We start from the raw sequence: 13,662 nt of genomic DNA, 5'->3' as shown, positions 1-13,662 counted from the left end.
AGACCCTATGAACGGTGTCAACGACATGGCTGTCGGTCCGGGAGGCTTCGTGCCTCCGAACCCGGGCGGCGGCAACAACAGCGGCCATGGGGACGCGCCGGGCATGCCCGCGGCGTCGCGCGGCCTCGGCCAGCAACCCCAGTCATTCACCGCATGGCATGACGCGCGCCGTCCGCATGCGGGCGACACGGCGCTGGCGGGCAACAATCCGCTCGTTGCCGCGGCCAATCCGCTGCTCGACCTGATTCCGCAGATCCGCGCCACCGGCCACCACGATGCGCCCGCGCAATTGCGCGAGCACCTGGTCGACGAGGTCAGGCGCTTCGAAACGCGCGCGCAGCAAAGCGGCATTGCGCCCGAGGTGATCATCGGCGCGCGCTACTGCCTGTGCACGGCCGTCGACGAAGCGGCCGCGCTCACGCCCTGGGGCGGCAGCATCTGGTCGTCGCAAAGCCTGCTCGTGATGTTCCACAACGAGACCTGGGGTGGCGAAAAATTCTTCCAGCTGTTGTCGCGTCTGGTGCAGAACCCGCAGCAACACCTGCAGCTCATCGAACTCATTTATTTCTGCCTGGCCATGGGGTTCGAAGGGCGCTTCCGCGTCATCGACAACGGCCGCACGCAGCTCGAAACCCTCAAGCAGCGGCTGCTGCAGATCATTCGCCAGGCGCGCGGCGAAATTGCCGTGCCGCTGTCGCCGCACTGGCAGGACGCGAGCGCGCCGGTGCGCCGCACGCGCAACTGGCTGCCGCTGTGGGCCGTGGGCGCCGTGGCGGCGGTGCTGCTGGTGCTGGTGTTCGGGGTGCTCACCTTCAGCCTGGCCGGCCGTTCCGACGGTGCGTTCTCCGCGGTCAATGCGGTGCGCCTGCCGCAGACGCAACGCGCCGTGGCCATGCCCGCAGCGCAAACGCGCCTGCAGCGCTTTCTCGAGCCCGAAATCCGCGACGGCCTGCTGACGGTGCGCGACGAGGCCGACCGCAGCGTGGTGGTGCTGCGCGGCGATGGCCTGTTCGCCTCGGGCTCTGACCGCGTGCTCGACCGCTATGCGCCCGTGCTCTCGCGCGTGGCCGATGCGCTCAATTCCGTCGAAGGCAACGTGCTGGTCAGCGGCTTCAGCGACGACCAGCCGATTCGCAGCGTGCGCTTTCCGTCGAACTGGCAGCTGTCGCAGGCACGCGCCGATGCCGTCAAGCAAATGATCGCCATGCGCGTGACCCGGCCCGAGCGCCTGCGCGCCGAGGGCCGCGGCGATGCAGATCCGCTGGTGCCCAATGACTCGCCGGCCAATCGGGCGCGCAACCGGCGGGTCGAAGTGACCTTGCTGGTAGCGCCCGTGGCCGGCGCCGCCGCAGCGCCGCAGCAGGGAGGAGCCCGCTGATGCTGCGCGCCATTTTCCGTTTCCTCGTGAGCCGCGACCTCTGGGTCTTTCTCGGGCTCCTGGCGCTCGCGTTCCTGATCTGGGTCATCGGCCCCGTCATCGCGGTGGGCCGCTACCGGCCGTTCGAAAGCGAGTTCGTCCGCATCGTCGTCATCGCGCTGATATTCGCGATCTGGATTGCGCGGGTGCTGTACCGCAAATGGCGCGAGCGGCGCCTCAACGCGCAGCTGCTGAACCAGCTGCGCACCCCGTCCGCGAAAGAAAAGGCCGCCAAGCCCGAAGACGCGCCCGAGATCAAGGAGCTGCAAAGCGGCTTCACCGATGCCACCGCCATCCTGAAGAACATGCGCTTCGGCTCGGGCGCCGAAGGCAAGGCCGCTGGACGCTTCGCGGTGTTCGACCGGCAGTACCTGTACCAACTGCCCTGGTACATCTTCATCGGCGCGCCGGGCTCGGGCAAGACCACGGCGCTGGTCAACTCCGACCTCGACTTCCCGCTGGCCGACCAGCTCGGCAAGGCCGCGGTGCGCGGGATCGGCGGCACGCGCAATTGCGACTGGTGGTTCACCAACGAAGCGGTGCTGATCGACACCGCCGGGCGCTACACCACGCACGAGAGCAACCGCGAAACCGACGAGAGCGAGTGGAAGGGCTTCCTCGACCTGCTGAAGAAGTTCAGGCCACGCCAGCCGATCAATGGCGCGATCCTCACGATCAGCATTGCCGACCTGCCGCTGGCCGACGATGCGCAGCGCGCACGCCACGCCATGGCGCTGCGCAAGCGGCTGCTCGAACTGCGCAACGACCTGGGCATCAATTTCCCGGTGTACGTGCTGGTCACCAAGACCGACTTGCTGGCCGGCTTCAACGAGTACTTCGGCTCTCTGGGGCGGGCCGAGCGCTCGCAGGTCTGGGGCTTTACCTTTCCGATCGATGCCAACCCGGCGGACCCGGCCAAGGCCGACCTGCGCGAGCGCTTCCACCAGGAATACAAGCTGCTGCACCAACGGCTCGACGAGCGCCTGCCGGAGCTGCTGGCGGCCGAGCCCGACCAGATGCGCCGCGCGCAGGCCTACCTGCTGCCGCAGCAGTTCGCGAGCTTCGAGGACATCCTCGGCACCTTTCTGGCCGACGTGTTCAACCCTTCGAAGTTCGAAGTCGCGCCGATGCTGCGGGGCGTCTACTTCACCAGCGGCACGCAGGAGGGCACCGCCTTCGACCGCGTGATGGGCGCCATCAAGCGCTATCTGCAGGTCAATGCGCCGCCGGCGCCGCCGCCGGGCCCGGGCAAGAGCTACTTCCTGAAGGAACTGCTGCAGCAGGTGATCTTCCGCGACGCGGGCGTGGCCGGCACCAACCTGCGCTGGTACCGGCGCAAGCGGGCCATCGACCTGGCGGGCTACAGCGTGATCGGGGTGCTGCTGGTGGTGCTGCTGGGCGCCTGCGTGAACAGCTGGCGCAACAACCGCGACTACGTGGCCGAGGTCGACACCAACGCCAAGGCCTTCAACAAGGCCGCGGCGCGCGGCGAGCTGCCGACCGTGGTCGATTCGAACAGCGACATCGCGAGCTCGTTGCTGGTGCTCGACCGCCTGCGCGACCTGCCCAGGTCGAGCCACTTCGACATCGGCGACCCGCCCATGAGCTACCGCTTCGGGCTCTACCAGGGCGAGAAGCTGCAGGCCGCGACCGACGGTGTTTATCAGCGCGCGCTCGAAAGCGTGCTGCTGCCGCAGGCGGCGCAGCGCGTGGAGCAGTCGCTGCGCGATGCAGCGAAGATCGATGCCGAATACAGCTACGAGGCGCTCAAGGCCTACCTCATGCTGTATGACGCGGAGCGCTACGACGCGGACTTTCTGCAGGCCTGGCTGCTCACCGACGTGGACCGCAAGATCGGCGCGTCGCTCACGCGCGAGCAGCGCACCAACCTCGAATCGCACCTGAAGGCGCTGTTCGCGGGACGCGTGGTGACGTCGCCCTTCGCCAAGGACGACCGGCTCATCACCGAAACACGAAACCGCCTGGCCGGCGTGCCGCTGGCGCAGCGCTCCTATGCGCGGCTGCGGCGCATCCTGCTGCAGACCAGCCCGCCCAATGCCTTCAGCATTGCGGAGGCGGCGGGGGCCGAGTCGGCGCTGGTCATCAAGCGCGCGAGCGGCAAGCCGCTGACCGACGGCATTCCGACGCTGTTCACCTACCGCGGCTACTGGGACATCTTCGACAAGCGCATGGCGGAGACCACGCTCGCGCTCGAGCAGGAAGACCGCTGGGTGCTGCAGATCCGCGCACCGGGCATGACCGACATCACCTCGCGCGAACTGCTGCTGCGCGAGGTGCGCCGGCTCTATCTCACCGACTACATCCGCGTCTGGGACGAGTACCTGGCCGACGTGCGCCTGGCCGACAGCCGCTCGCTGCTGCAGAGCATCCAGATGACGCGCGTGCTCTCGACCTCGGAGTCGCCGATGTCGCGCCTGATTCGCGGTGCCGCGCGCGAGACCGACCTGCTGCGCAACCACGACGAGGCTGCGCGCAGCCTGCTCGACCAGGCGCAGAACCGCGTGGCCAGCACGCGCGAGCGCATCGAACAACTCATCGGCCAGCCCGACGGCAGCCAGCGCCGCAACACCGCGCCGGACCGCCCCGAGTCGCTGGTGGACAACCACTTTGCACCGCTGCGCCGCATGGTGACCGCGCCCAAGGCCGGTGGGCAGGCGCCCATCGACGCCACGGCCGCGCTCATCAACGAGCTCTACACCTTCCTCACGGCCACCGACACGGCACTGCGCAGCGGCAACATCCCGCCCTCGAGCGATGCGGTGACCAAGGTGCAGGCCGAGGCGGGCCGCCTGCCGGTGCCGTTCCAGGGCATGCTGAACGATCTCTCGGCCACCGCGTCGTCCAAGGCCGCGGCCGTGACGCGGCAGAACATCGGACAGAGCGCGGCCGCTACCATCGGGCAGTTCTGCAACCAGGCCATTGCGGGGCGCTATCCGTTCACGCGCGGCTCGAACCGCGACGTGGCGGCCGGCGACTTCGCGCAGCTGTTCGCGCCGGGCGGCATGATGGACGACTTCTTCCAGAAGAATCTGGCCTCGCAGGTCGACACCGCCGTCAACCCGTGGGCCTTCAAGAAGGGCGTGGACGGCAGCTCGCCGGGCCGCTCGGCGTATCTCGATTCGTTCCAGAGGGCGCAGGCGATCCGCGATGTGTTCTTTACGGGCATGGCGGGCGGGCGTACGCCGTCGTTCACCATCGACCTCCGGCCCGAGGACATGGACGCCGCCATCAGCCAGTTCACGCTCGACGTCGACGGACAGACGGTGCGCTACGCGCATGGCCCGCAGGCACCCAGCACCGTGAAATGGCCCGGTCCGCGCAACAGCAACCAGGTGCGGCTGCAAGTGACGACCGCCAACGGTACGCCGGCCGGCGGCATCGTCACCGAAGGGCCATGGGCGCTGCATCGGCTTTTCGACAAGGCCTCGGTCTCGGCAGGCAGCTCGCCCGAATCGTTCAACGCGACCTTCGATCTGCAGGGCAAGAAGGTGGTGCTCGCGGTGACTGCGAACAGCGTCTACAACCCGCTGCGCCTGAACCAGATGAGCGGCTTCTCGTGCCCGGGAAAGTCCTGAGATGAACAGCGGCATTCCTTCGTCGGCGCGCGCGTGGGTGCCGGCCGACGAGCAGATCGGCTGGTACGGCAAGCTGCCTTCGGCCGGAGACTTTCTCTATCGCCGCATGCCGCGCGAACTCCAGGCCTGGTGGGATCGCTGGATGCAGAACGGCCTGGGCACTTTCAAGCGCTGGCCCGATGCGATGACGCGGCACTACGTCGTCGCGCCCGTGTGGAACTTTGCGATTCCCGCTACGCAGGGCGTGGACGCGGTGCAGTTCGGCTGCATTGCGCCGAGCTGCGACCGCGTCGGGCGCTATTACCCGGTGTGCGTGACCGTGCAGGTGGCCGCGCCGAACTATCGGCCTTCCATGCTGGAAGGCTCCGCCGCCTGGTACTGGCAATGCGGCACCGCGCTGCTGCAAGCCATTCGCCACAGCGTGGCGCCCGACCAGTTCGATCTCCAGGTGCTGGCTGCGGCGCATGGCGGGTTCCAGACGGCGAGCGGCGGCTCGGACGACATCCTGTCGATCCTCGGGCCGGCGGCCGGTGGAAGCACCGGCGCGGGTGCCCAGCAGCGGATCGGCTGGCCCGAGCTTCCGCTGTGCTTCGATGCATTCGGAAGCACCAGCTACTGGTGGACCAACCAGGCGGACGGCTCGCCGCTGCGCACCGCCGCGCACGGCGGAGGCCTCAACACGCCATTGTTTTCGAAGTTGTTTTCACAGGGGCATGTGCCATGGGCATGAATAAACAGACCCCCGCCGCGGGAGGAAATGCATGACGACGAACGCCAGCAGCAACACCAGCAGCAGCGCGCCGCCCGATCCGCAGGAGCGGCCCCATCCGCTGGAGGCCGGCCACCGGCTGGACGAGTTCGAACTGCTCGAAGTGATCGGCGAAGGCGGCTTCGGCATCGTCTACCGCGCCTATGACCATTCACTGCAGCGCGAGGTGGCCGTGAAGGAATACATGCCGTCGATGCTCGCGCGCCGCGTGGGCGACGACAGCGTGCATGTGCGTTCCGACCGGCTCACCGCCACCTTCCAGGCCGGGCTGCGCAGCTTCATCAACGAGGCGCGCACGCTCGCGCAGTTCAGCCATCCGGCCCTGGTGCGGGTGCATCGTTTCTGGGAGGCGAACAGCACCGCCTACATGGCGATCCAGCTCTACCGCGGCCGCACGTTGCGCCGCCTGGCCGAGGAAGAACCGGCGAAGATTTCCGAAGCCTGGCTGCTCGGCATGCTGGGCCCGCTGCTCGGCGCACTCGAAACGCTGCACCGCAGCCAGTGCTTCCACCGCGATATCGCGCCCGACAACATCTTCATCCAGCAGGACGACCTGCCGGTGCTGCTCGACTTCGGCGCGGCGCGCAAGTCGATTGCCGACCTTGTCGACGAAGTGGCGGTGATGGTGAAGTCGGGCTACTCGCCCATCGAGCAGTACGCGGACGACAACACGCTGCTGCAGGGCGCGTGGACCGATCTTTATGCGTTGGGCGCCGTGCTGTACCGCGCGGTCACCGGGCATCCGCCGCCCTCGGCCGTGGTGCGCAGCGTGCAGGACGCGTATGTGCCGCTGGCCTCGCTCGGCCGCGGCGACCTGAGCCCGGCGTTCTGCGCGGCCGTCGACCACACGCTCGCGGTGCACAGCAAGGACCGCACGCAAACCGTGGCCGCGTTCGCGGCCGAACTGGGCCTCGCCAAGCTTGGGGACACCTACGTGAGCGGGTTGACGGCCCCGACGGTTCTCGTTCCGCCGCCTGCGAAGGCCGCGCCTGCGGTGGCGCCGGAGCCGCCGCAGAAAGCGCCGGCCGTGTCCACGCCCCCGATGCCGGTGGCCAAGGCACCGGAAGCCGCCGCATCGCCTGGCGTTGCGCGGGCGGGCGCCGCCCGCCCCGAATCGGTCAAACCCGGCTACCCACCCGAATCTGCGCCTGCTCCGCTGCCCGCACCCCGGGTCGCCGCGCCGCGTGAAGCGCCCGCGCGCAGCGCACCATCGGTTGCTGGCAAGCAGCCGCCGCCCGCCAAGAAAACGTCGTCGCGGCCACCGTGGGGACTGGTCGGCGTGCTGTTGATCGCACTGGTCGCCGTGGGCAGTTGGATCGGCCTTCACCTGAGCTCGTGGAAGCAGGAGACCTCCACCGCCATGGCGCCGGTGCCACCGCCGTCGGGGCCGATGTCCGCCAGCGCGCCACCTCCCGCCGTGCCGCCCGGCGAAAGCGCCCCGAGCGGCAACGTCGCGGCTGGCCCTGGGAGCGCGGCCGCTCCCGCCGCAGCGGCCAGCGCGCCGGCCGGTTCGTTGACGCCGCTGGACAGCGTGCCGGTGATCGCGCCCAACCCGGCCCCGCCGGCCACCGCAGCAGTGCCCCCAGCGCCCGCAACGCCGACCACCCCGCCGGAACCCGCCCTCGCCACCTCCGAGGTCGAAGACTGGAACCTGGCCCAGGCCGAGAACACCCGGGAAGGCTACGAGGCTTACCTGCGCCGATACCGGCGCGGCCTGCATGCGCGCGAGGCGCGCAACGCCATTGCCGAGCTGAACCGGCTCTCGCCAACCATTCCCGCAGCACCCGGCACCACGCCGACCAACGCCGTGCCGACCGTGGTGGCGGGCGGCGCTACACCGCTTGCACCGCCGCCTGCGACGCCGGCGGCTCCGCCCGGCAATGGCCGCGTGGTACTCAATATCCGGCCCTGGGGCCAGGTCTTCGTCGACGGCGCGGACCGCGGCGTGAGCCCACCGCTCAAGTCACTGTCGTTGCGGCCCGGCATCTACAACATCGAAGTGCGCAACGGCGAGCTTGATGTGTACCGGCAGCGCATCACGGTGCAGGACAGCAAGTCCGCGCCCGTGGTGAGCCACGAGTTCAAGTAGACGTTAGGGGCGCGCGGCGCCAGCGCTGCGCGCCGACCAGTGCGAGCACCGCGACGACGCTGGCCGCCAGCAGCACCCAGAGGCCGGGCGTGTAGCCGGACTCCGGCTGCCACAGCACGCCGAGCATCAGCGGCGCCAGGGCGCGGGCGATGGCGCTCGGCAGGCCCAGCGCGCCGTTGAGCGTGGCCACGTGGTCGCGGTTCACATATTGCGCAATGGCGGTGCCCTTCACGATCGTGAGCATGCCGTTGCCCATGCCATAGAAAAACACGAACAGCAGCGCGGCGCCCGGATGGCCGGCGCCCGCAAGCAGCGCCAGGAGGCCGAGCGGAATCAGGCAGGGGATCAGCCGGTTCGCCAGATGCAGGTCGAAGTGGTGTTCGAAGAAATACAGCAGCGCCCGTCCCAGCACCTGCACCAGCCCGATGCTCGCGGGCACGGCAATGGCCCACGATTCGCTGAGACCCGCGCCCCGCAGCAGGCTCACCATGTGCGGCGGCAACGCGGCGGTGACGGCCATCAGCAGCACGGTGAAAACGCCCACGAGCAGGAAGGGTGCGGTGCGCATGTAGTGGCTCGCGGGTGTAACACCGGTCGCAGTGCCGGAGTGCGGCCGTCCGGTCGCTGCGGGCGCGGGCGCATGCCGCAGCACCCGCGCATGCAATGGCGCGCAGATGCACAGATGAACGGCCGCGAGCACCCACAGCGCGTGCCGCCAGCCCAGCTCTGCAATGAGCCAGGCCACCAGCGGAATGAACACCGTGCTGGCCAGCCCGCCGAGAAAAGTCAGCGTGATGATCGCGCGGCGGAAATCGTTAGGGAAGCGCCGCGTGACGATGGAGAACGCCGGGCTGTAGAGCGTGGCCGCCAGCCCCGCGCCGAGCAGTGTCCAGGCCGCGTAGAAGCCCAGGGCGCTGTGCACCACGCTGTGCAGCAGCAGGCCGGCCACGATGACCAGCGAGCCGCCCGTCATCACCGCCCGCTCATGGCCGCGGTCGATCCACCGGCCCACCGGCCAGGCCAGCGCGCCTTCGGCCAGCAGCGCAAGGCTGAAGGCCAGCGACGATTGCGCCCGGCTCAGCCCCAGCTCGCGTTCAACCGGCTCCATCAGCAGCGCGAAGGCGTAGAAGACGCTGCCCCAGGTGATGAGCTGGCCGAGCGAGAGCCAGCCCACCATGCGGCGGTTGTAGAGCGTGGGCGCGGGTGAGTTCACTGTTCCATCGGCTTCAGTTTCGCAACGCCCGACGGTACTGCACCGCCTCCGCCACATGCACCGCCTGCACCGATTCGGCGCCGGCCAAGTCGGCCACCGTGCGTGCCACCTTGAGTGCGCGGTGCGTGCTGCGCGCCGACCAGCCGAGCTTGGCGGCGGCGTTGACGATGAACTTGCGCGCCGCATCGTCCAGCGCGGCGTGCCGGTCGATGGCGCCGGCCTGCAGCGCCTGGTTGGGGCTGCCCTGGCGCTTCAGCGCGAAGTCGCGCGCGGCGACCACGCGGGTGCGGATGCTGCCGGTCGACTCTCCGGCGGGCGCATCGAGCAGCTGCTGCGCCGAGACCGCGGGCACTTCGATGTGCAGGTCGATGCGGTCCAGCAGCGGGCCGCTGAGCTTGCCTTGGTAGCGCGAGACCTGGTCCGGCGTACAGCGGCAGGCCTTGAGCGTCGAACCCAGGTAGCCGCAGGGGCAGGGGTTCATGGCGGCGATCAACTGAAAGCGCGCCGGCAACTCGGCCCGCCGGGCGGCGCGCGCGATGGTGATGGTGCCGGTCTCGAGCGGTTCGCGCAGCGCCTCCAGCGCGGAGCGTGCGAATTCCGGGAATTCGTCCAGAAAGAGAACGCCGTGGTGCGCCTGCGAGATTTCACCTGGCCGCGGGGGAGATCCGCCGCCCACCAGCGCCACGGCACTGGACGTGTGGTGCGGCGCCGAGGTCGGCCGGTTCATCCAGCGCGCCGTCGAGAAGCTGCCGCCCAGGCTTGCCACCGCCGCGCTCTCGAGCGCCTCGTCGATGCTCATGGGTGGCAGCAGCCCGGCAAAGCGCTGTGCCAGCATCGACTTGCCCGAGCCCGGCTCGCCGACCATCAGGAGGCTGTGGCCGCCAGCGGCAGCGATTTCGAGCGCGCGCTTGGCGCCGGCATGGCCCTTGACGTCGGCCAGGTCGGCATAAAGGGGTGTGGGCGCTGCGGCCGCGGCGTGAACTCGGGCCCAGCCGTCCGGATGGGGCGGCTCGGCCGGAGCCACGGCGGCGGCGTCCTCGGCCATGAAGCGCTGCACCACGTCCAGCAGGTGCCTGGCGCCATACACCTCGCCGCCGGGCACCAGGGCCGCTTCTTTCGCGCTTTCCGTGGGCAGCACCAGGCGTGTCGCAATGCCGCGGGTGTGCAGGGCGAGGGCCATGGCGAGCGCGCCGCGCACGGGGCGCAACTCGCCCGAAAGCGAGAGTTCGCCGGCAAACTCGTGTCCCGCGAGCCGGGCGGACTGTATCTGCCCGCTGGCGGCGAGGATGCCGAGCGCGATGGGCAGGTCGAGGCGGCCGGAGTCCTTGGGCAGGTCCGCCGGCGCCAGATTGACGGTGATTCTCTTGTTGTTCGGAAATTCGAGCCCGGCGTTCTGGATGGCCGAACGCACGCGTTCGCGCGCCTCCTTGACCTCGGTTTCCGCGAGCCCGACGAGCGTGAAGCTCGGCAGGCCGTTCGCCAGATGCACCTCGACCGTGACACTGGCTGCTTCCAGCCCAAGCAAAGCGCGGCTTTGCACCAAAGACAAGCTCATTTTTATGACTCTCCCCATTGTGGTGCGCCCGTTTTTGGTCGGACTTGTGCACCGCGAGCCCTTGAGGGCGTCGCATCTGAACACTCTTGTAACTTTTCATCGGTGTTGCGGATGCAGGGGCTGCGGCCATGCAGCAGGGCGGAACGAGCACTTTGGCACGCTCCCTGCTATGAAACGCTGTCCACCCCAACAATCCACCAACTCCGAGGAGTCTCGATGATGCACCGTAAATTCGCCCAGGCAGTGGCCGTGGTCGCCCTTGCAGCCCTGCCGATGCTGGCGAGCGCCCAGCTCTCGGGGAATGTGGCCCTGACCAGCAACTACAAGTTCCGCGGTCAGGACCAGGACATGATCGGGAAGAACGACTACGCCAAGACCAAGGGCTTCAAGCCCGCGATCCAGGGCGGTTTCGACTACGCGTTCGGCGAAAGCGGCTTCTACGTGGGCAACTGGAATTCCAGCGTCAACTGGCTCCAGGGCAACAGCATCGAGAGCGACATCTACGGCGGCTACAAGTTCAAGGCCGGCCCGTTCGACATGGACGTGGGCGCGCTGACCTACATCTACCCCGGCAATTCCATCGGCAACACGACCGAACTGTACGGCGCGGGCACTTGGGCCGACGAAGCCATCGGCTCGTTCACCCTGAAGTACTCGCACACGGTGTCCAAGGACTACTTCGGCTACGCCGGCTACAAGTCGGGCTCGGGCCTGAAGGGCACCAACACCGGTTACCTGAACCTGGCCTACAGCAAGGAAATCGTGCCCAAGCTCACGCTGAAGGCCGCCCTCGGCTACACCCACATGTCCAGCGACATCCGCAGCCTGGGCTACAAGAGCTACGTGGACTACAACGTGGGCGTGTCGTATGACTTCGGCAACGGCCTGGCACTGGCCGGCTCGGTGCAGGGCGCCAACAAGAAGAGCTCCTACCTCGCGCTGAGCAACCCGGGGGTCGACTTCGGCTTCGGCCCGATCGGCCAGCAGTACTACTCGCCCAACAAGGCGCGCTTCATCGTTACGCTCAGCAAGACGCTGTAAGCAGGCACAAGAACAAGGTGCGGCCCAAGCTGCCGCGCCATTCATTCCATCCAAGAAGGAGAAAGTCATCATGAAGCTGGTCACAGCCATCATCAAACCGTTCAAGCTCGACGAGGTGCGCGAGGCACTGTCGGCCATCGGCGTGCAGGGCATCACGGTCACGGAGGTCAAGGGGTTCGGTCGCCAGAAGGGGCACACCGAGCTGTACCGCGGCGCCGAGTACGTGGTCGACTTCCTGCCCAAGGTCAAGATCGAAGCAGCGGTATCCGACGACCTCGTCGACCGCGTGATCGAAGCCGTCGAGGGTGCGGCCCGCACCGGCAAGATCGGCGACGGAAAGATTTTTGTCTACAACCTCGAGCAGGTCGTTCGCATCCGCACCGGTGAAACCGGCCGCGAAGCCCTCTGATCAGCCCGGAAAAAAACAACCATGAAAAAACTGCTTGTTTCTCTTGCACTCGGCTTGAGCGTGCTCGCTGCCGGCACGGCCGCCTTCGCACAGGCGCCCGCGGCGGAAGCGCCAGCTGCAACCGCACCGGCGGCCAGCGCCCCGGCTCCCGCGGCTGCTCCTGCGGCTGCGGCACCTGCCGCAGCCCCCGCTGCTGCCGAAGCAGCACCCGCCGCAGCGCCGGCTCCTTCCTTCAACAAGGGTGACACCAGCTGGATGATGCTGTCCACGCTGCTCGTCATCATGATGACCGTTCCCGGCCTGGCGCTGTTCTACGGCGGCCTGGTGCGCAGCAAGAACATGCTGTCGGTGCTGATGCAGGTGATGGTCACCTTCTCGATGATCGTCGTGCTGTGGCTCATTTACGGCTACAGCATCGCGTTCACCGAAGGGAATGCCTTCTTCGGCGGATTCGACCGGCTCTTCATGAAGGGGATCTTCGATCCGGCCACCGGTGTGTTCGCGCCCGGCGCCACCTTCAGCAAGGGCGTCTACATCCCCGAACTGCTGTTCGCCGCCTTCCAGGCCACCTTCGCCGGCATCACCTGCTGCCTGATCGTGGGTGCCTTCGCGGAGCGCGCCAAGTTCTCGGCCGTGCTGCTGTTCATGGTGATCTGGTTCACCTTCAGCTATGCGCCGCTCGCCCACATGGTCTGGTTCTGGATGGGCCCTGACGCCTACGCCTCCAAGGACGTGGTCGATGCCATGAACGGCAAGGCCGGCCTGATCTGGCAGTGGGGCGCGCTCGACTTCGCCGGCGGCACCGTGGTGCATATCAACGCCGCCGTCGCCGGCCTGGTCGGTGCCTTCGTCATCGGCAAGCGCGTCGGCTACGGCAAGGAAGCCTTCACGCCGCACTCGCTCACGCTCACCATGGTCGGCGCTTCGCTGCTGTGGGTCGGCTGGTTCGGTTTCAACGCCGGTTCGGCCCTCGAAGCCGGCACCAGCGCCGTGCTCGCCTTCATGAACACCTTCACCGCCACCGCTGCCGCGGTGCTCGCATGGTGCATCGGTGAAGCGCTGATGCGCGGCAAGGCCTCGATGCTGGGTGCCGCTTCGGGTGCCGTTGCAGGCCTCGTGGCCATCACCCCGGCCGCCGGCAACGTCGGCCTGATGGGCGCGATCATCATCGGCTTCATCGCCGGCTTCGCCTGCCTCTGGGGCGTCAACGGCCTCAAGAAGCTGCTCGGCGCGGACGACTCGCTCGACGTGTTCGGCGTGCACGGTGTCGGCGGTATCGTCGGTGCGCTGCTCACCGGCGTGTTCAACACCCAGGCACTCGGCGGCCCCGGCCTCGTGGGCGACTGGGTCACGGCCAGCGTCATCTCCAACGGCATCGGTGCCCAGGTCTGGATCCAGCTCAAGGGCGTGCTGCTGACCATCGTCTGGTCGGGCGTGGTGGCGTTCATCGCCTTCAAGATCGCCGACCTCACCATCGGCCTGCGTGTGTCGGAAGAAGAAGAGCGCGAAGGCCTCGACATCTCCTCGCACGGCGAGACCGCATATAACAGGTAACCCCCCAGTCTTCGCGCAC

9 protein-coding genes are annotated in these 13,662 nt (G+C 68.1%); 7 read left to right on the top strand and 2 right to left on the bottom strand.

Annotated elements, in window-relative coordinates; genetic code table 11:
* The first annotated feature begins 7 nt into the window (after positions 1-7).
* The 4 genes from QFZ42_RS24355 to QFZ42_RS24340 are packed head-to-tail and all read left to right on the top strand — an operon-like array spanning position 8 to position 7,871.
* Positions 8-1,378, top strand: coding sequence for a DotU family type VI secretion system protein (locus QFZ42_RS24355; protein WP_307703439.1), 1,371 nt, complete (start codon positions 8-10; stop codon positions 1,376-1,378).
* Complete coding sequence (tssM, locus tag QFZ42_RS24350) at positions 1,378-5,013, top strand: type VI secretion system membrane subunit TssM (protein WP_307703438.1); 3,636 nt, start codon at positions 1,378-1,380, stop codon at positions 5,011-5,013. The genes QFZ42_RS24355 and tssM overlap by 1 nt, the downstream gene beginning before the upstream one ends.
* A 1-nt stretch (position 5,014) precedes the next feature.
* Positions 5,015-5,743 carry a type VI secretion system-associated protein TagF gene (gene tagF / locus QFZ42_RS24345; RefSeq protein WP_307703437.1) on the top strand — a complete coding sequence of 243 codons (729 nt, stop codon included), beginning with the start codon at positions 5,015-5,017 and terminating at the stop codon, positions 5,741-5,743.
* Positions 5,744-5,774: 31 nt separating this feature from the next.
* Positions 5,775-7,871, top strand: a complete 2,097-nt coding sequence (locus tag QFZ42_RS24340; RefSeq protein WP_307703436.1) for a serine/threonine protein kinase — start codon at positions 5,775-5,777, stop codon at positions 7,869-7,871.
* Here the strand turns inward: QFZ42_RS24340 and QFZ42_RS24335 are convergent.
* Positions 7,864-9,084: an MFS transporter gene (locus tag QFZ42_RS24335; RefSeq protein WP_307703435.1), complete on the bottom strand. Its 1,221-nt coding sequence runs from the start codon at positions 9,082-9,084 to the stop codon at positions 7,864-7,866. The genes QFZ42_RS24340 and QFZ42_RS24335 overlap by 8 nt on opposite strands.
* A gap of 13 nt (positions 9,085-9,097) precedes the next feature.
* Positions 9,098-10,639, bottom strand: a complete 1,542-nt coding sequence (locus tag QFZ42_RS24330) for a YifB family Mg chelatase-like AAA ATPase (protein WP_307703434.1) — start codon at positions 10,637-10,639, stop codon at positions 9,098-9,100.
* A 216-nt stretch (positions 10,640-10,855) separates the two neighbouring features.
* Between QFZ42_RS24330 and QFZ42_RS24325 the strand changes: the two genes are divergently transcribed.
* From QFZ42_RS24325 to QFZ42_RS24315, 3 genes are all read left to right on the top strand, one after another.
* On the top strand, positions 10,856-11,680 hold the full coding sequence (locus QFZ42_RS24325) for a TorF family putative porin (RefSeq protein ID WP_307703433.1): 825 nt from the start codon (positions 10,856-10,858) through the stop codon (positions 11,678-11,680).
* Positions 11,681-11,750: 70 nt separating this feature from the next.
* A complete protein-coding gene (glnK, locus tag QFZ42_RS24320) occupies positions 11,751-12,089 on the top strand; it encodes a P-II family nitrogen regulator (protein ID WP_007833403.1) in 339 nt (112 codons plus the stop codon).
* A 21-nt stretch (positions 12,090-12,110) separates the two neighbouring features.
* Positions 12,111-13,643, top strand: coding sequence for an ammonium transporter (locus tag QFZ42_RS24315; RefSeq protein WP_307703432.1), 1,533 nt, complete (start codon positions 12,111-12,113; stop codon positions 13,641-13,643).
* Positions 13,644-13,662 lie beyond the last annotated feature (19 nt).

Source organism: Variovorax paradoxus, assembly GCF_030815855.1.
Lineage (GTDB): Bacteria > Pseudomonadota > Gammaproteobacteria > Burkholderiales > Burkholderiaceae_C > Variovorax > Variovorax paradoxus_M.
Note: the sequence above shows the minus strand (reverse complement) of the source record. Positions and strands in the feature narration are given on the sequence as shown.